The organism is Shinella sp. (genome assembly GCF_049651085.1).
Taxonomy (GTDB): domain Bacteria; phylum Pseudomonadota; class Alphaproteobacteria; order Rhizobiales; family Rhizobiaceae; genus Shinella.
This window is the reverse complement of the sequence record NZ_JBASBL010000004.1, coordinates 1-17,960: the sequence shown is the minus strand read 5'-3', so window position 1 is coordinate 17,960 and position 17,960 is coordinate 1. Positions and strand designations below refer to the sequence as shown.

Annotated in this window: 17 protein-coding genes; 9 read left to right on the top strand and 8 right to left on the bottom strand. The window is 60.9% G+C overall.

Annotated elements, in window-relative coordinates:
• Window positions 1–24 precede the first annotated feature (24 nt).
• Window positions 25–255 carry a hypothetical protein gene (locus tag WA950_RS00535; RefSeq protein ID WP_424549719.1) on the top strand — a complete coding sequence of 77 codons (231 nt, stop codon included), beginning with the start codon at window positions 25–27 and terminating at the stop codon, window positions 253–255.
• Between the two features lie 132 nt (window positions 256–387).
• Here WA950_RS00535 and WA950_RS00530 read toward each other — a convergent pair whose 3' ends face one another.
• Window positions 388–2,700 (bottom strand): methyl-accepting chemotaxis protein, encoded by a 2,313-nt coding sequence (locus tag WA950_RS00530; RefSeq protein ID WP_424549718.1) that lies wholly within the window; start codon window positions 2,698–2,700, stop codon window positions 388–390.
• Between the two features lie 346 nt (window positions 2,701–3,046).
• Here WA950_RS00530 and WA950_RS00525 point away from each other — a divergent pair, with 346 nt between their 5' ends.
• Together WA950_RS00525 and WA950_RS00520 are read left to right on the top strand one after the other, a co-directional pair.
• Window positions 3,047–4,000 carry a ring-cleaving dioxygenase gene (locus tag WA950_RS00525; RefSeq protein ID WP_424549717.1) on the top strand — a complete coding sequence of 318 codons (954 nt, stop codon included), beginning with the start codon at window positions 3,047–3,049 and terminating at the stop codon, window positions 3,998–4,000.
• A 69-nt stretch (window positions 4,001–4,069) separates the two neighbouring features.
• Window positions 4,070–4,627 (top strand): NADPH-dependent FMN reductase, encoded by a 558-nt coding sequence (locus tag WA950_RS00520; RefSeq protein WP_424549716.1) that lies wholly within the window; start codon window positions 4,070–4,072, stop codon window positions 4,625–4,627.
• 67 nt (window positions 4,628–4,694) lie between these two features.
• Here WA950_RS00520 and WA950_RS00515 read toward each other — a convergent pair whose 3' ends face one another.
• On the bottom strand, window positions 4,695–6,251 hold the full coding sequence (locus WA950_RS00515) for a VOC family protein (RefSeq protein WP_424549715.1): 1,557 nt from the start codon (window positions 6,249–6,251) through the stop codon (window positions 4,695–4,697).
• A 153-nt stretch (window positions 6,252–6,404) separates the two neighbouring features.
• On the bottom strand, window positions 6,405–6,623 hold the full coding sequence (locus WA950_RS00510) for a hypothetical protein (RefSeq protein ID WP_424549714.1): 219 nt from the start codon (window positions 6,621–6,623) through the stop codon (window positions 6,405–6,407).
• A 656-nt stretch (window positions 6,624–7,279) separates the two neighbouring features.
• Here WA950_RS00510 and WA950_RS00505 point away from each other — a divergent pair.
• On the top strand, window positions 7,280–8,701 hold the full coding sequence (locus WA950_RS00505) for an efflux transporter outer membrane subunit (protein WP_424549713.1): 1,422 nt from the start codon (window positions 7,280–7,282) through the stop codon (window positions 8,699–8,701).
• Between the two features lie 36 nt (window positions 8,702–8,737).
• Here WA950_RS00505 and WA950_RS00500 read toward each other — a convergent pair whose 3' ends face one another.
• Complete coding sequence (locus WA950_RS00500; protein ID WP_424549712.1) at window positions 8,738–9,430, bottom strand: GntR family transcriptional regulator; 693 nt, start codon at window positions 9,428–9,430, stop codon at window positions 8,738–8,740.
• A gap of 119 nt (window positions 9,431–9,549) precedes the next feature.
• Between WA950_RS00500 and WA950_RS00495 the strand changes: the two genes are divergently transcribed.
• The gene (locus WA950_RS00495; protein WP_424549711.1) at window positions 9,550–10,389 is read left to right on the top strand and encodes a fumarylacetoacetate hydrolase family protein; all 840 of its coding nucleotides are present in this window, start codon (window positions 9,550–9,552) and stop codon (window positions 10,387–10,389) included.
• Between the two features lie 61 nt (window positions 10,390–10,450).
• Here WA950_RS00495 and WA950_RS00490 read toward each other — a convergent pair whose 3' ends face one another.
• The gene (locus WA950_RS00490; protein ID WP_424549710.1) at window positions 10,451–10,612 is read right to left on the bottom strand and encodes a hypothetical protein; all 162 of its coding nucleotides are present in this window, start codon (window positions 10,610–10,612) and stop codon (window positions 10,451–10,453) included.
• Window positions 10,613–10,721: 109 nt separating this feature from the next.
• Window positions 10,722–11,360 carry a thermonuclease family protein gene (locus WA950_RS00485; RefSeq protein ID WP_424549709.1) on the bottom strand — a complete coding sequence of 213 codons (639 nt, stop codon included), beginning with the start codon at window positions 11,358–11,360 and terminating at the stop codon, window positions 10,722–10,724.
• Between the two features lie 538 nt (window positions 11,361–11,898).
• Here WA950_RS00485 and WA950_RS00480 point away from each other — a divergent pair.
• Entirely contained in the window at window positions 11,899–12,114 is a 216-nt protein-coding gene (locus WA950_RS00480; RefSeq protein ID WP_424549708.1) for a hypothetical protein, read from the top strand.
• Between the two features lie 168 nt (window positions 12,115–12,282).
• On the opposite strand, the gene WA950_RS00475 is transcribed toward WA950_RS00480, so the two are convergent.
• Window positions 12,283–13,404, bottom strand: coding sequence for an acyltransferase family protein (locus tag WA950_RS00475; RefSeq protein WP_424549707.1), 1,122 nt, complete (start codon window positions 13,402–13,404; stop codon window positions 12,283–12,285).
• 1,963 nt (window positions 13,405–15,367) lie between these two features.
• Here WA950_RS00475 and WA950_RS00470 point away from each other — a divergent pair.
• The 3 genes from WA950_RS00470 (at window position 15,368) to WA950_RS00460 (ending at window position 17,399) form a co-directional block, all read left to right on the top strand.
• Complete coding sequence (locus WA950_RS00470; RefSeq protein WP_424549706.1) at window positions 15,368–15,676, top strand: hypothetical protein; 309 nt, start codon at window positions 15,368–15,370, stop codon at window positions 15,674–15,676.
• A gap of 395 nt (window positions 15,677–16,071) precedes the next feature.
• On the top strand, window positions 16,072–16,239 hold the full coding sequence (locus tag WA950_RS00465) for a hypothetical protein (RefSeq protein WP_424549705.1): 168 nt from the start codon (window positions 16,072–16,074) through the stop codon (window positions 16,237–16,239).
• Between the two features lie 245 nt (window positions 16,240–16,484).
• On the top strand, window positions 16,485–17,399 hold the full coding sequence (locus tag WA950_RS00460) for a hypothetical protein (RefSeq protein ID WP_424549704.1): 915 nt from the start codon (window positions 16,485–16,487) through the stop codon (window positions 17,397–17,399).
• Window positions 17,400–17,613: 214 nt separating this feature from the next.
• Here the strand turns inward: WA950_RS00460 and WA950_RS00455 are convergent.
• Window positions 17,614–17,960: DUF1515 family protein (locus tag WA950_RS00455; protein ID WP_424549703.1), on the bottom strand; the 347-nt coding region annotated here is incomplete at its 5' end.

Sequence of the window (17,960 nt, the reverse complement as noted above, 5' to 3'; positions counted from 1 at the left end):
CCTTTCAGAGGAACAAAATAGGCCATGTTCTTCCGCGGCCCAGGGCAGCGCCGCGCCAGAAACAGAAAAGCCGCCGGCAGCCTCGAAACCTTGGCGGTTTCCGCGAAGCTGCACGACGGCTTTACCGGAGCGCCATTCTTTGGACGCTTCTATCAAGGCCCCCTCTGGACCCATCGCCATAAAAAGCAGGAACTATGCCAGTTCCGCGAATTTCAACATCACGATGCGATTTCAAACAATTACAGAAATCACTAATTCACCGAAGGCTTGGCCGGATCCGCCCCGGCTGTTCAATTCCTGTGCAATGCCCAAATCCGGTTCATCGCCCGCCCGGCAAAAAGGCGACCGTCACCGGCCGCCTTCCTGGTTTTCAGATTGCCGGAAGGCTCAGAATTCTTCCCAGTCCTGTGCCGCGGCGGCCGCCTGCCCGCCGCCAAAGGCGGTGGCGAGCTTGCTGCCGAGCGCCCGCGCGCCCGAGGCAACCGGACGATGCTCGGCCGAGGATGCCGCCACCGCGCGAGTGGCGCCGAGACCCGCGCCCAGGCGGAACTGCGCAAGCAGGGTGTTCAGTGCCGCGGCCTCGCTCGCCAGCGCGTGGCTCGCCGCCGTCTGCTCTTCCACCATGGCGGCGTTTTTCTGCGTGCCCTGGTCGATGGAGTTCACCGCCGCATTGATCTCGTTGACGCCGGTCGACTGTTCGCGTGCCGAACGGACGATCGCCGCTACGTTCTGGTCGATGTCCTGCACCTGATTGACGATTTCCGCGAGCGACGAACCGGTCTCGCCGACGAGCGTCACGCCGAGATGCACCTGTTCACCCGACTTGGTGATCAGCGCCTTGATTTCCTTGGCGGCATTTGCCGAGCGCTGGGCGAGTTCGCGCACTTCCTGTGCAACGACCGCAAAGCCCTTGCCGGCCTCGCCTGCCCGCGCCGCCTCGACGCCGGCATTGAGCGCCAAAAGGTTTGTCTGGAAGGCGATCTCGTCGATGACACCGATGATGTTGGAGATTTCGCGCGAGGAGTTTTCGATACCGCTCATCGCGCTCACGGCGCGGCGCACGACTTCACCCGACTTCTCGGCGCCCGCGCGGGTACGCTCGACGAGCTGTCCGGCGTCTTCCGCCCGCCTGGTCGCGTCCTTGAGCGAGGTTGTGATCTGCTCGAGCGCCGCTGCGGTCTCCTCGACGGAAGCCGCCTGCTGCTCGGTGCGCTTTGCCAGATCGTCGGAGGCCGATCGGATTTCATCCGAGCCCGCCTGGATGGCGTTTGCGTTTCTGCCGACCGAACGAAGCGCCGATTGCAGTTTTTCGACCGAGACGTTGAAGTCGTGGCGGACCTGATCCAGCGAGCCGGCAAAAGCCTGTTCGATCCGGTGCGTCATGTCGCCGTCGGCAAGCTTCTGCAGGCCTTCGGCCAGCGCCTCGACGGCAAACCGCGTCTGGCGCTCGCGCTCGGCGGTCTCCTCGGCGCGCTGACGGCGCTCCTCTTCCGAAAGGGCACGGTTCTGTTCCGCTTCACCTTCAAGGCGAACCTTGGCGAGCGTCGCATCGCGCAGCACGGCGAGCGAACGGGCCATTTCGCCGATTTCGTCCTGACGCTCCGATTCCGAAAGATCAACATCCGTACGGCCGCCGGCGATTTCGCTCGTAGCGACGATGACCTTGTCAAGCCGCTTGCGGAAACGCGCGGCCAGCAGCCAGCCGATGGAGATCATCAGGCCAGCGGCAAGCGCGATGACGATGATGGACGTGATGGCCAGCGTCGAGAGGCTGGCGAAGAGCACGGATTTGGGCACGGAGACCACAGTGAACCAGGTCGTGCCCGGGACGAGCGGCACCGGTACGGCGACCGCAAAGGAGGGAACACCGGCGGCATCCTTGATTTCCATCGCGGTTTTCGGGCTGGCGAGCAACGCCTGCCATGCTGCCGCGTCAAGGCCGGAATCGGCAAGGCTCTTGCCGAGCACGGACTGATCCGGGTGGCTGATGATGCTGCCGCCCTGGGTGAGCAACGCGACATAGCCCTCTCCGAGCGGCTTCAAGCCCGCCATGTCGGCGGCGAGCGCGTCGAGTGCGATGTCCACGCCGGTCTCGCCCTGGAACGTGCCGTCGAAGAGCAGCGGGGCCATGAAGGAGGTCATCAGCACGTTCTTGCCGCCGATGACATAGCTGTAGGGCTCGGACAAGAAGTCCTTCCCGGTCGCCTTCGGCACCTGATAATAGTCGCCGACGCCGGGCGTGTCGTAATCCTTCAGCGCTTCCAGGCCGACCTTGCCGTCGTTCCGGACGAAATAGGGAATATAGCGGCCCGTTGCGTCATGGCCGGGCTGGTTCTTGTACTGGTCGTCCTTGCCGTCGAAGGCATTCGGCTCCCAGCCGGAGCTGACGCCGAGCACGAAGGGATTGTCGGCCATCAGACGGTCGAAGATGCCGTTCATCGTCTCGCGGTTCGGCTCGCCCGTCGCCTTCATCGCATAGAGCGTGGAGCGCATGTTCCAGCTCAGCCCTTTGACCTGCGCAAAGTAGGTTTCCACCTTGCCGGCGCTTGCCTCTGCCGCGTTCACCATTTCAGAGATCGACCGTTCTTCCACGGTGCGATAGGACAGCCAAAGCAGAACCCCGGCCGTCGCCACGGTCGTGGCAACACCAGCCGCCACAATGGCGAACATATTTCGGGCAGTCGCAGTCTTCGGCAACATCGAGCGTCTCCTCCCATCCGGGCGGAAACTCCGCACCGGCACGCATCAGAAATGGCAGCACATGCCGACGATGCGGCGAAAACAGAGACGAAGTCATTTCGCAGGATGCAACCTACGGGACGGCTGGTTTATGAAACGCTAAGATTCGAATGATCGGCATTGGACGGAACCCGCAGAAAGCCGGCCGCGTTTAAGCCCAGAAGCGTTGTTCAGGAAAAGTGAACGATCCGTTCGCCGCCCTCGGTCTACCGGGAACGCTAGCGAGGGGCGATATTCACCTCAACGCAAAGCCCCGATAGCGGGGTACGCAGCAGAATATCCGGTGCTTTCCGGAAAGGAGTCCACCATGTCCCTGCAGCTTACAGGCATCCATCACCTGACCGCAATCACTGCCAACGCGGCGCAAAACCTGCGCTTCTATACGCAGCTCCTCGGCCTGCGCCTCGTCAAGAAAACCGTCAACCAGGACGACACGACGGCCTACCATCTCTTCTATGCCGATGGGATCGCAGCGCCGGGCACCGACCTGACCTTTTTCGACTGGCCTGTCGGCCATGAGCGGCGGGGCACGCATAGCGTTTCCCGCACGGGCCTGCGCGTCGCCAGTCTTGCTACCCTCGAATGGTGGAAGGCCCGCTTCGACGAGAAGAAGATCAAGGCTGGCGAGATCCGTGATATCGGCGGCCGCGCCACGCTCGATTTCGAGGATGACGAAGGCCAACGCTTCCGCCTGACCGTCGACAATGCTGGCGCTCCGTCCAATCCCTGGGAGAAAAGCCCGGTCCCGGCCGAACACCAGATCAAGGGTCTCGGCCCGATCACGCTCAGCGTGCCGGATATCCGCAATACGGAGACCGTGCTCGTCCACGTCATGAACATGACGCAGACCTCGACCTATCCGAACCCGGATGGCGCAGGCGATGTCCATGTCTTCTCGATGGGCGAAGGCGGCCCGGCAGCCGAGCTGCATGTCGCCGTCGAACCGGACCTGCCGACTGCCCATCAGGGCGCGGGCGCCGTGCACCACGTTGCCTTCCGCGCACCGGATGTCGAGGCGCTGCATGCCTGGACGGAGCGGTTGCGCGGCTTCCGCCTGCCATCCAGCGGCGAGGTCGAGCGCTTCTACTTCCGCTCGCTCTATTTCCGCGAGCCGAACGGCATCCTGTTCGAGATTGCAACGGACGGTCCCGGCTTTGCTGTCGACGAGCCGCTCGAAACGCTTGGCGAGAGCCTGTCGCTGCCGCCATTCCTCGAACCGCGCCGCACGCAGATCGAGGCGAGATTGAAGCCGCTCTCCTAACCTGATCGAAACCCCGGCGTGACATACAGTCCGCCGGGGTTTCCTGTATCCATAGAATGGAGGAATACGATGACGAAACTGGTGGCAATCTCGGGCAGCCTGCGAAAGGCCTCCTTCAACACGGCGCTGCTGCGCGCCGCTCTCGGCATGACGCCGGATGGCACCGAAATCGTCGAGGGCTCGATCCGCGGCATTCCGCTCTACGACGGCGACGTGGAGGCGGCCGATGGAATCCCGGAAGCCGTGACACGCCTGAAAGACCTTGTCGCGGACGCGGACGGCGTCATCATCTTCACGCCGGAATACAACAATGCCATTCCCGGCGTCTTCAAGAACGCGATCGACTGGATGAGCCGCCCCTCCTCCGACATCGCCCGCGTCTTTGGCGGCAAGCCCTTCGCCATTACGGGCGCCTCGCCGGGCAATTTCGGCACGCTGCTGTCACAGGAAGCCTGGCTGCCCATCATGCGCACGCTCGGCACCGTGCCGTGGTTCGGCACCAAACTGATGGTTTCGCGCGCCGGCACCATCATTCAGGACGGCCGGATCGCCGACGAGGCGACCGAGAAGAAGTTGCGCGACTTCGTTGCCGGCTTCGCCGCCTTCGTCGCCGAGTACAAGCGGTAAGCACGAGAATGGAAGCGGAAAGGGCGCGTCTTGCGACGCGCCCTTATTTTTGTGTGCTCCATCGGCATCAGCCGATGATGCGTTCCTTGTAGGCCTTTGCCAGTTGCGCATCGGCGGAACCGATATCGTGTCCGGCGGCAAGCAGTTCATGCTCGACCGAAGCTCCTCTGGCCTTCAGGTGCCGCTCGAGGTCTCCGGCAAATCGGCCGTAGGGATCCGACTGGCCGCTCACCATCAGCACGTTCGCGCCGGGAAGATCCGTTGCCGGCACGTCTTCAAGCACGTTCATGCCGCGCAGCAGCACGGCGTTGCGGATGACGCCCGGATGGAGCAGCATGACAGCGCCGATCATGTTCGCGCCGTTCGAGTAACCGACGAACAGCGTCTTTTCCGGGTCGAGCCCATAGGCGGCATTGGCGCCCTCCATGAAGGAAACAAAAGCCTCCGCCTCGTTGACGATATCCTTCTGGTCGAAGGTGACGGCCGTCAGGCGGCGGAAGAAACGCGGGTAGCCTTCGTCGGCGCTGCGGCCGCGCGGGCTGAGGAGCACTGCATTCGGCGCAAGGCGCGCGCCGAAAGGCAGAAGACTGGTCTCGTTGCCGCCGGTGCCGTGCAGCAGAACGACGGCGGTGCCGTCCGGGTTTTCCGGTCGATGCACCCGGTGGATGAAGGGCAGGTCTCGTTCGGTCATTCTTTCGTCTCCGGGCAGGGAAAATTGCGGAAGCCGGGCCCGGACATCCTCCGGATCGGCACGAAAATGTTTCGGCACGAACAGCTTGTCGCCAAGATGCTCCAGCGGCTCATCGATCGTCATGCCGGGGCCGTCTGTCGCATATTCGACGAGCGAACCGCCGGGCTCGCGGATATAGAGCGAGTAGAAATAGGTGCGGTCGTGCATGTTCACGTCGCCCGTATCCTCAGTGGCAAGCTTGCCGGCCATCGCTTCCACCGCGGCCCGGTCCGGGGCGCGCAGCGCGATATGGTCGATCGTCCCGGTGCCGGGCGCGGACGTCCAGAACCCGCTGGCATTGCGGATGTCGAGCACGTCGCCCGCCTCCCCGGCCAGCCGGGTGACGCCATCCGCCTCGGCAACCTTGCGGAAGCCGAAATGCCCGCCGATGAACGCCGCCGTTTCCGCCGGCCTCTCCGACAGGATCGTCGCACCGCGAATGCGCTGGATCGCATCCGCCGCCGCGATGTCCTTCGTGACGAACGGTGCCGGACCTTCCACACCCGCCTCGCCCACCAGCTTGACGATGATGCCGTCCGGGTCCTTGAGGCGGAGCACGGGTTCGCCGAACTCCTGCGCCGGGCCGGTCATGGCGATGTTGTGCGTCAGCGCCCGCGTCAGCCAGAAGCCGATCGCCTCCGGCCGGATGGCAAGGGCGATTTCCGACGGCTGGCCAAGACCGACCCGGCCGGGCGAACCGTCCTCCCAGGCAAGGAAGGTGATCAGCGAGCCGGGACTGGCCGCCGCATCGCCATAGAACAGGTGGAGCTGGTCAGCGTCCTCGTACCCGGCCGTCCGCTTGACGAGCCTGAGACCGAGAAAGCCCATGTAGAAATCGACGTTCGCCTGGATCTTCCGGGTGATCGCCGTGATGTGATGGATGCCACTGGTCATGGGGCACCTCCTTTCCAGGACACCCAATCAGGATTTGGCATTCCGCGCCAGCCGGCGCCGGGTGAATGGATTGTTCACAAAATGAAACCGGCCCCGTTGAAAGGCGGGGCCGGTCGAGAACGACACTACGGTGCCGGTTCGTCAGAATTAGGTTCAGGCGGCCGCAATATTGGCCGGAGGCATCGCCCGCGTCGAGGCGGACGGATCGTTGAGGAGACGGCGGATCGCCAGGCGCACTTCGTCTGCCGACGAAAAACGTTGGGAATCCAGGTCCCACACGGAATATTTGACGGCCATGAACTTCAGTCGATCCTCATCGGGAACGACGACGCCAACGGCCTCACCACCGATTTCGATAACCTGCTTTTGCATAACAACTCCTGCCGCGCCCAGAGGCACAGCCAATTCAATCTTGCGCTAAATTCGACGAGGGGAAATCAGGTCACATTCGGCAGATGGCCGTATGCGCTTTCCCTGTAATCGTTTCACGACAGGAGTACGCCACACGCACGGAGGCGATGTTGTTGATATGGCACATGACACACTCCCTCTGGCTGGCGCTGACGCTAAATTGGACGCGTCAGGGTGGGACCGAAACAAAACGCATGCGGCCCTCATGCGATGCTCCAACACATAGTGAAGCCTCCTCTTCTTGTCAATGAAATCCGCAGGAATTTGGAATAAATTGCTGCTGGATTTGTGTGACAATTCGAATCGCAAAATATTCTTCGCGCCTGCAGCATATTTCAGAAAAATATGTCGCGAAGACGGATATTCCGGGGAAATGCCGTGGCGCAATCTGGTGGCGCAACCAGATTCGCCGAACTTGCGCATAACGGGAAAAGAAGCACCCCACCGGGCAATAGCCGCGTTGCAAGGCGGACACACACTTGCGCGCTAACAACGGAAAAAACGTTGTGGGACCATTCTTTTTCAAAGAAGGGCTCGCTCTCGGCGCCAAACATAAATAAAGAGTGAATCAGAGATTTCTTGCGTTAAGCACGCTAAACGGCTGACAGGATAGACCTATGAATTTCACCAGGACCCTTTTCCCTCTGAGCATGCTTCTCCTGTCAGGCTGCGTCGTAGGCCCCGATTACCAGAAGCCGGAGACCGCGCTTCCGGCCAAGTTCTCCGAAAGCAAGGCGTCAAGCGCCGGCGACGTGGCGCTCAATCCGTGGTGGGAATCCTTCCGCGACAAGCGCCTCAACAGTCTCGTCCATCAGGGCCTCGCAGAAAACCTCACCGTGCAGCAGGCGCTGGAGCGCATCACGGCTGCCGAGGCAAATGTCGTCATCGCCGGCGCAGGCGGGCTGCCGAGCATCGGCGCATCCGCTGACGGGAACGTAGGCGGCCAGGACGGCAGCTATCTGCGCCGCACCACCGGAAACGACCATTCGGAATCGAAGTCGATGACGGCAGGCGTCAGCGCCTCCTGGCTGCTCGACTTCTTCGGCCAGTACCGCCGTTCGAAGGAAGCCGCGAATGCCTCGCTCGACGCGGCCTACGACGACGTCGGCGTCGCGCGTCTTGCCTACCTCTCCGACCTCGTGTCGAGCTATGTGAACGCGCGCTACTATCAGGAAGCGCTGGCACTGAACCGCAAGAACCTGGAATCGCGCCGCGAGACCCTGAAGCTCACCAACGAGATCAAGGAAGCGGGCGCCGCCTCCAGCCTCGACGTGCTGCAGACCGAAGGCCTCGTCAACCAGACGCTGGCCGATCTGCCGGCGCTGGAAACCGGCTTCCACCAGGCTGCAAACCACATCGCGACCCTGCTCGGCGTTCCGGCCAGCACGATCACCTCCAGCCTGACCAAGGGCTCGGCCCAGCCGATGCCGCGCTACTCGACCAAGACCGGCATTCCGGCGGACCTGATCCGCAACCGTCCTGACATCCGCGCGGCCGAACGTCGCCTCCAGGCGGCGACGGCCCAGATCGGCGTCGCCGAATCGCAGCTCTATCCGAGCATCGAACTCGGTGGCTCCATCGGCGTGGCGCGCAACTTCAATGCCGTGTCCGGCAGCCTGTCGAGCTGGTCCTTCGGTCCGTCGCTGAGCCTGCCGATCTTCAACGGCGGCGCGCTCAAGGCGCAGGTCAAGATGGCCCGCTCGGAAGCCGAGCAGCAATACCTGTCCTGGAAGTCCACCGTGCTGAACGCGGTCGAGGAAGTCGAGAACGCACAGACGGCGCTCATCCGCGACGGCCAGACGGTCGCCGCCCTGCGCAAGGTCGTGCAGTCCTACGAACAGACGTTGAGCCTTGCCCGCGAAAGCTATCGCGGCGGTGCCAGCACGATCCTCGACGTGCTCGATGCCGAACGCAACGTCGCCTCGGCCCGCCTGTCGCTCGCTGCGGCGATCCGCCAGCTCGCCCGCGACTATGTCGCGCTCAACGTGGCTGTCGGCGGCGGCGCGGAAATCGGCTCGGCGACTGTCGCCAGCAAGTAAGCCAAGGCAAAACAACGAGCAAAGCGGCGGCCCGGTTTAATCGGGGCCGCCGTTTTCGTTCTGGAAGAAGCTTTCGAGCGCTGCGGCCGTCTGGCCGTAGTGTTCGCGAAGCGCGGCAGCCGCGCCCTCGGCGTCCCTCGTCAATGCGCATTCCAGCAGCCGCCGGTGCTCGCCCTCGACATCGCGCGTTGCGCCCAACAGGCTGACCGACATGCGCCGGTAGCGATCGGCGCGCGAAAACAGCTTTCCGCAGATTTCCAGCAGGACGGGAGAACCGCAGGCCGAAATGAGCGCTGCGTGGAAGGCCGCATGCCGCGTCTCCCAATCCTCCCGCATCGCCGAGGGAATATCGTCCCGCGCCTGCGGGATGCGCACCATCAGATGATGGGTGGCAATCACCCGCGCCTCCCAGTCGGCATCGCCTTTCGTCACCGAAAGCCGCAACGCCTCGCTTTCACAGTGCTGGCGTGCCGCCGTGATGTCGCGCAGCTCCGCAAGCGAGAGGCTTGCGACGCTGTAGCCACGATGGTCGTCGAGCACCGTGAAGCCTTCCGCCGTCAGCCGGGCCAGCGCCTCGCGCACCGGCGTCACGCTCATCTCGCAAAGCGCCTGGAGATCGGCAAAACGCAGGCGGTCGCCCGGCTTGAAGCGCCCCGAACGAATTGCCTGCCGGATCGCCTCATAGGCATCGGCTGCCAGCGTCCTCGCCCCTGCCCGCTTCTGGTCCATCGGTTCGCGCCTATCTTATAAAATATGGACGATTTTCGAAAATCGTTGACACGATGTAAAACCGGATGAATGGTGCGCGCAACTGAAATCGGCATGAGCCGGCATTGATGGAGGATCGAATGAAACTGGTGCGCTTTGGCGCGGCGGGCGCGGAAAAGCCCGGAATGATCGATGCGGACGGCAAGATCCGCGACCTGTCCGGCGTCGTAGCCGACATTGCCGGCAGCGTGCTCGGCCGCGAGGAACTGGCCCGCCTCGGCGCCATCGACCCGAAGAGCCTGCCGCTTGCCCCCGAGGGCAGCCGCTTTGGCCCCTGCGTCGGCCGCGTCGGCAATTTCATCGCGGTCGGCCTCAACTATGCGGACCACGCCGCCGAAAGCGGCATGGCGGTGCCGAGCGAGCCGGTGCTGTTCAACAAGGCGCCCTCCTGCATCGTCGGCCCGGACGATACGGTCCTCATTCCGCGCGGCTCTGAAAAGACCGACTGGGAAGTGGAACTTGCCGTCGTCATCGGCGAGCGCGCCTCCTATGTCTCGGAAGCCGAGGCGCTGGACTATGTGGCGGGCTATTGCGTGTGCAACGACGTTTCCGAGCGCGCCTACCAGATCGAGCGCGGCGGCCAGTGGACCAAGGGCAAGGGTTGCCCGACCTTCGGCCCGATCGGCCCCTGGCTGGTAACGAAGGACGAGGTGGACACGAGCAACCTCGCCATGACGCTCAGCGTCAACGGCGAACTGGTGCAGAACGGCTCGTCAAGCACCATGGTCTTCAACGTGCCCTTCCTGGTGCACTACATTTCGCAGTTCATGATTCTCGAGCCCGGCGACATCATCACCACCGGCACCCCGCCCGGCGTCGGCATGGGCATGAAGCCGCCGCGCTACCTGAAGCCCGGCGATCGCATGGAAGTGTCCATTGCCGGTCTCGGCGTGCAGCGTCAGGCCGTTGCAGCAGGCTGATATGCAGACATAGTCTGGAAATGCGAGAGGGGCCTCAGGGGCCCCTCTTTCGTGTCAGCGATCAATGAACGGTCATGGGCGACGCTTCGCCCTCGAGAATGCGAAAGGCCTCGTCCAGCGCCGCCACCAGGACGTCCGTCAGTTCGTCCGCATCATTTTCGAGGAGGAAGAGCGCAACCGTTGCATTGTCAGGATCGCTGAAGCGATCGAGGTCGTTAGACATGTCATTGTCCCTTTCCAGCCGGCACCATCCCGGTTAACGGAAAGCTTAGGGACGCAGGCTTGCGTCTGGCTTGTGCCGGAAAGACACAAACGGCGCAAGGATAAAACCGTCATCCGCACCAGGACTGGCGCTGCCCCGTCCAGGGCCTGGCAAGGCCCTCGCGCACGAGCCTGTTGCCGATCGACTTGCCGCCCCGCAGCACGAGATGCGGCGCAGCGCCCGCCCGTCCGGCGGCCCCGTCCTTCGCTGCCACAAGCGTCACATTTCCTTCGTTCAGAATCTCGCGCAGGCGCAGCTTGGCATCGCCCCCACGCGAACGCTCGGCATCGCAGCGCGCATCGGCGATCGCCGGCGTATCGACATCGGCAAGCCGCACCTTGCGGCCGGCATAGAGAATGGTGCTGCCGTCGAGCACGCAATAATCGGTCTGCGTCGTGCAGATGAACCATTTTCCGGAAAAGGCCGGCAGTTTCTCTTCAACCGCAGGCTTCTGCACCGCGGCCTCGGCCGGTCGCTGCTTCGGCCGCGCCAGCAGGGCCTGGCGGTCGACCTTGTTTTCCTTGCGCTCGATGGAGGCCGTGCGGATCGCCGATGCGCCCTTTTCCGGCCCGGGCGCCCAATTGTCCATGTAGAGGATGCCGCCGATGATCGCCGCGCCCAGCACATACCAGTGCGCCATGCCGCCACGCGAAGCGGCCGAGCGCCGCGTTCCCGAACTTTTCTTCCGCCTGGTCGTCTTCTTCGCCATCACCTGTCTCCTGCCCGGGACAGTGCAACGATCTCTTGAAGATATGGTTACCGGACTATGCGAGGCGCAGCGCCCGGCGGGAACCTGCAGCTTTGCACTGCGTCTGGCCTGATCTGGCCGGACCGGACGGAGGGGCAAGAGCGTCCGCGAATCTCGCCGCGACTGATTCGCCTGTCACAGGGCTGTGGACGGATCCCGCTTCGGCGGCTTCTTTTTTTGCCTTTTGCCAAAAGTGCAACATCTGGCAATTGACCGGTGCAGCACGAGCATTGAATTTACCTGCAACCGCCATGATAGCGGCCAGCGGCTCGTCCGGCGGTGGGCGGGCTGCGCTCTTGCAAGCGCGGGCCGCGCCCTCCTTTTCAATCCTGTTCATCTCCCGTTCATCTGGCAAACCGCAATTTTGGCGCGGTCGCAGCGCATGCGACCCCAAAAAGGCCGGCAACGGCTTTTATATGGACGGGATTGAACCCTACGGTCACTTTCGCGCAAGCATTGTCGGGATACCTCCCGCCTGTAACGCGGCAGGAGGAACAGCATGCAGCGATCATCGGGCGTCTTCGCTACCTCTGCACAGCGAACAGCATGGGGCATCGCAGCCAAGCATCTGGCGCGCGGCCAGAAGGATCCTGTTCAGATGGTGCAGGAGGGCATTGAGCACGAACGGCGGCGCTGCATCGAGCTGCTTCGGGCCGCCGGTATAAACGGCTCCGACATTCCGCTTTTCCTGAAGAACCCCGACGCCGATTGGTGAAACCCGACACGCGTGGCGCTTTATTTGCGAAGACCGGCGCAATCGACAACACGCCTGCGAAGACGAACTGGAGGCGCGCCGCTCCTTGAAGGCTGCGGCGGCATGGTTTGTGTCTGGTCCTGCTTCCCTTAGGTGGCCTTGGAACAAATCTCCATCGCCGAAGTCGCATTAGCCCTTGCTCACTCCTAGCCCCACCGCGCGGGGGACATTTTTCAGAGCCTGGCGGACAAATCGCCTTATCCTCTTTTCTGCATGCAGCACGAGGAAACTGATGAAGAGGACGCTGGCGAGGGCGAGGAGGAAGGAGAGCGGGCCACCAATACCCGCCTGATGAAGCGCGTAGACGACGACCATGCCGATCGTATAGTGGTTCAGGTAGGTCGTATAGCTCATGTCGCCCAGCATGCGCAAAGTCGCGCTCGGCTTGACGTAGCCTTTCCATCGGATTGCGGCGACGAGGAAGATCATAGCCCCGATCCAGACGGCAACGGCTCCTGCGGCGCGGGTGGGGTCCCCCCAATTTCCCAGGACGATCTCGACGATCGCAAACAGGATGAACACGACCAGCGCCGATAGCCTCCCCGGTCGGTTCGCTTGATTGGTCACGTGCCAGAGCAGCATGCCGATCGCGAAGAAAACGCCGTAGCGCATGAGAAAGACTTTGAAGGGGAAGCGCGACAGGAGGGCAACGAGCTGCTCATCGCCGCGAAGGGTGACGGCAAGAAGGACGGCCAGATACAGGGAACTCGCTACGCCGAGCACAAACGCGATCTTCAACAGGGGAAGCGGGCGCGCAAAGGCGATCGCCAGGCCGATGAGCAGATAGAACACGGCCTCCACCACAAGAGACCAGACGACGCCGTCGATATAGGGGCCGATGGGAGACAGCACGGCGGACCGAACGAGACGGTCGAGCAACGGCAGGACAGCCTCGCCGGCATAGAGCAGCGCGATCAGGCTTATCACTGCGGAAATCCAGAGCGCCGGCAGGATGCGGATTGCCCGATCCATCGCGAATTTCAGCGCTCCCGCGCCACCGGCCAGCGGTAGCGCGCTCATGGAAATGACGAAGCCGGATATCACGAAGAAGATTTCGACGCCCGTCGCTCCGATATTCTCGAACATGGCGAGGAAGCCATAGGCACGTTCGGCCGGTTCGAACACGACTTCGGGCCGGCTTGCGGCATAAGTCGCGAAGTGATGCAGCAGAACGAGCATCGCGGCAACGAACCTCAGGAGATCGATTCCCTGAATATGCTCATTTGACGGCTTTCCGACGCGGGCAAGCATCCGGTCATTCCCCTTCGTTGGATTGCATCAGCTTTGTTGCTGGGTCCTCCGCCTGGAACCAAGCCAGATGCAGCAAGCCATTGCAAACGGGGACTACGAACAGTGTTAGCGGATAAGGTAAACGCGCCCGCGCTCTGCGGCAGATCATATCCGTGGGCCGTTCATCGCACCTCGTGCAGCGTGATGATCAGCTTGATCAGCCGTTTCATGTAGATGGTCAGTTCGCACTCTTCCCACTGCACGATGTGGCAAGACCCGCCGCGTTGATGCGTCGTTGGTGAGGGAGACCCGATAGAGCGCAGAAACGTCCGATCGATTTTCGTGGCGATGGAAGTGCAAAGAACAACGCTGGCGCCCTTCGGCAAATTGCTCTCAAGAAATTGGAGAATCCATAAAATTACACTCGATTTACCTCCTGGATTGTGCGTAATACAGTTGAGTTAAACTGAGCCATCCAATTTCAGAAAATCCATTTTTATCTGACGCATACATTCGAAAATAAACACATACTAATCATGTTTTCTCGCAATACCGAGTGGGAAGCCTTCATAGCTTTCACTGAAAAGACCTTGAATACCGGAGAACGCCATCGGGGCTTGCTGATGCGCCGAAAGGTGGATGGTGTCTGGCAGTATCGCCGGCCAACGGCGACCGAGGAGAGCGATTACGTCTCCGGCGACGCCTGGTAGTCAGGAAACCAAGGGCGCGAGCGCGGTCACGATATCCGGTACTGTCCGAGCGCAGTGCACCGCGAATGCCTGGTGCAGGCCGTCTGGCAAATCAATTGTCGTCGCGCCAGTCCAACCCGGCGCAAGGCCGGCATTCCGCGACACAGCGAGTGTCCGATACATCGCGCAGCGCGAAGCCAGCGGTCGAGTAGCAGCCTTCTCTTTTGCAATCCGAGAACTGCTCAAGGAAATCCGGGGCACCGGATGGCATTGGTGAATTGAGGGCTTTGCTATCCCCTGCCGATCTTCACCCTCGAAATTTTCGGCGGGTGGTTCAGGAGGGCGACATGAGAGGGAGGGGCTAGCCGCTGCGGCGCACCGCCCTAGTGCCGGTATGGGAGAGGATAGCTCCGACCGATGGAATGCAGGTACGCCACGATCTGCAAAAGCAAATGGTCGCGTTGGCCGTACTTGCTTGAGATACGGATCAGTTCCGGCTCAATCGCGTCATATACATCGTCTGGCAGATCGGCATCAGCTATGACGTACGCATCCTCTCCGACAGCCCATATATCGCATCCAGTCTCTGCGATATCCCGAACGAACTCCGGTATTTGATCCTCCGTCATCACCCTCACGGTTTCGGCGCTTGCGAAATGTTCCCGGCTAACAGCACGGAACCCTGTGGGATAGATATGGCGTCCCTCAGATTGTCTTCCACCAGAAAGGTTGCCTCGATGTGCCGAGCGTCGGCTATGCTGGACCGCCCCGCGGCAACGCCGTTCATTCGTGAATGAACAAGAAGAAACGGCCGATCCATGCGATCTGGAACATTTTCTGGCTTCCCCTTCATCATCGCCCCTCATGTTGCATGGATTTGCCGAGTGTGGCGGGGAACCGTTGAAAATCAAGGAAAATCAGCTGCAACATAACGCAACGTGCAATTAGCGGAAATCGCCAACTGCGATCCATCTAGATTGTCGATTTTATTGAGAGGTTCGTTGGTAGCGGAGGTCCGTGCAGGTCACTATCACCGACTAGATGGTCCGGAGATTATTGACCTCGGGAACTGGCAGATGCATCTTCGCCGTTCTATTTCCGAATACCTGAAATTTGAGCCGCCGGAAACGGCAAATCTAGGGGGCCCGCCCTGTGACGACAGGCAAGCTGGTAGTGCTGGCGGCATTCACGAAAACAGATGAAGGAGAGTTGGTGCCGGCGACGACGCCGCTCCACCAGTGCCCCCCAAAGACCCAGGCTGGCAATGGCCAATATCAACATCTATGGTGATCGAAATGGATGAACAGTCGGCTTCCCTTCCGAAAGTATTCACTCCAGAAGAGTTGGCAATCCACTTCGGCTGGTCACCACGAAAGATCCGTGAATTTGCTCGCCAAACTGGCGCCTGTCGAATTCTTGGAAACAGGATGGTTTTTACGCAAGAGGACGTAAATGCCTTGTTGGAAGCTCTAAAGCCTCCACCAACCTCTCATCCAATACTGCCGCCATCTGCACTGCCGAACGCAGCTAGGGGCAGCTATGCCGATTTGCTCAAGTTGCGTGAAAAAATGGATAAAAGCAGCAAACCCGGCAGAGCGAAATAATAAGAGCTATGCGGCCCCGGAATGAACGAAAGTCCCCGGGGAAGAAGGAACTCTTGTGGGCAAGGAGCGGTCCTTAACCTCAAGGCTACTCCCGGCCACCTGCCATTCACGATCGCAAGCTTGTGTTGCATATTTTGAAAATAATGCGATTGTTTTGTTGCCCGTAAGGGCGCGGGAGCCTTGGGTGGGAGATCCGGCCTGAGGCGCAAGTCCGGGGGCTTGCTGGCAGTGCACGCACCCTAACGCGCCTGCCTCCCCGCCATTCCAACCTGTTTCATGGGTCAAGGATTCACGAAAGCTGCACTATTGTGCAACACCTGAAGCACGGTGTTGTGCCGTCGAGGGACGACATGACGAGGAATCCTAAGCTTCCGCACATTGAAACGCGGTATGACATGCGCGAGGACGGCACGGGTATGTGGGCGGTCTACGACATCTTCACGGGGCTGACGGCTGAGGTGAATGGTATTCCGCAGGACGGACTGGATATTGAGGTGGCTGACGATCTCGTCGATCTGCTGATCGCTGAATACATCGCCAGACGTAAGGGGACGACGCATTGAGGCATGGAGCGTGATCCCAGCAGGGAAAATTTGAGCCACTATCGCGGTAGACTTGGCGATAGGTACAATTTTAGCTATATTGAGAGAGATCTTAAACGAAAAGCCGCCCCCGGCCAAGGAAAGCGGCTTTCGCGAATGATCAGCAACAAGGCTAGAACACTCTGCACACCCCTAAAATAGCGTTTTTAGGGAAGATTTCTAGCCTTGTTGGGCATCACCTCAACGCACTGAAAAGGCTAGATAAAATGACAGATATAGCCAGTTTGGCGATCACCCCTACTCAGCTCACATTTGACTTGGAGATTGTCGTTGAAGCGGAAATCGACGGCGTCGGCATGGGCGTTCTTGGGGACGGAACGCCGTTTCTGACGTTGCGTGGTCTTTCGCGTATGTGCGGCGTCGCGATTTCCACTCTCGTAAAGCTTACAGACGAGTGGGGGCAGATCCCCACAAAGGGACGCGAGCAGAAAATTCGCGACCTGATTAAAGCCCAGGGTTTTGACGACACCGTGTTCTTTCATGCAGTAAAAAAGAACGGCACGATCCATCACGCCGTTCCAGCCCATGTTTGCATGGCAACTCTCGAATATTATGCCTTCGAGGTTTCTGGGAATGATCACGCGATAAGGAGTTATCGCACACTCGCTAAAAAGGGCTTCACGGACTTTGTCTACGCCCAGGTCGGATATAATCCGGATGGCAAGGTGAGTCTGGCGTGGCAGCAATTCCACGATCGCGTGAGCCTAGTCGCGAATGCTGTCCCATCCGGCTATTTCAGTATTTACCAAGAGATCGCGGGTATGATCGTCCCGATGATCAATGCTGGCGTCGATGTCGGCCCGCACATCGTGCCAGACATCAGCGTCGGGCAGCGCTGGGCCAAGCACTGGAAGGCTGAAAGCCTAGAAGTGGTATACGGCGAGCGTAAGCAGTATCTCCACGAATATCCGGTCTACTTTCCGCAGGCGCTCTCCAATCCCCAGACGCCATTCTGCTACCCGGACGAAGCACTAGGCGAATTCCGTAAATGGTTCCGTAAAAGCTACCTCGGGGATCACCTGCAAGATTACCTGCAGGGTCAAGCTAAGCTCGGGAAAATTAAACCGGCAATCGCCACAAAGGCAATCGAGGCATTTAAGCCGAAGGCCATCGCGAAATAGCTTTCGCGAGGAAAACCACTATATAGCCCGCCCTCACCGGCGGGCTTTTTCGTGGGCGTACCGGAAACGCGGAATCAGACCTTCCCGAAACTCGAGCTGGATCGTAGAGTTCACCGAGTCCGAAAGGCCTCTCCCGCGACGCGGAGCCAAGCGCGTCGCCTTTTGCCCCGCCCTCGTGCGGGGCTTTTTTATCGATTGGGAAGCTTCCTATCCGCTAGCCCTTTCCGATCACCACCATTCCAATGCGCTTCAGCGCTTCGCTGAACGTCACGCCCAGTACCATGCCGCCCACACCCATCATTCCGAGTGCACCCATGCCCATCAGCTTCCAGCGCCGGACCTCATCCGTCACCGGCTTCATATCCCTGACGTCCTTTTCCAGCGTCGCGACGGCCGTCTGCACCTCGGCGGCGGCTCCCACGACTTCGTCGATGCGCCTGTGCATCTTGGTCCGGCTGGCATCGGATCTGTCGTCAGACCGTTGTATCTTGTCCTCGATCCGCCGAAGATCCTCCAGGATTGCCCGCTGGCTGGCGATTAGTTCGCCCATCTGCTGGTGCA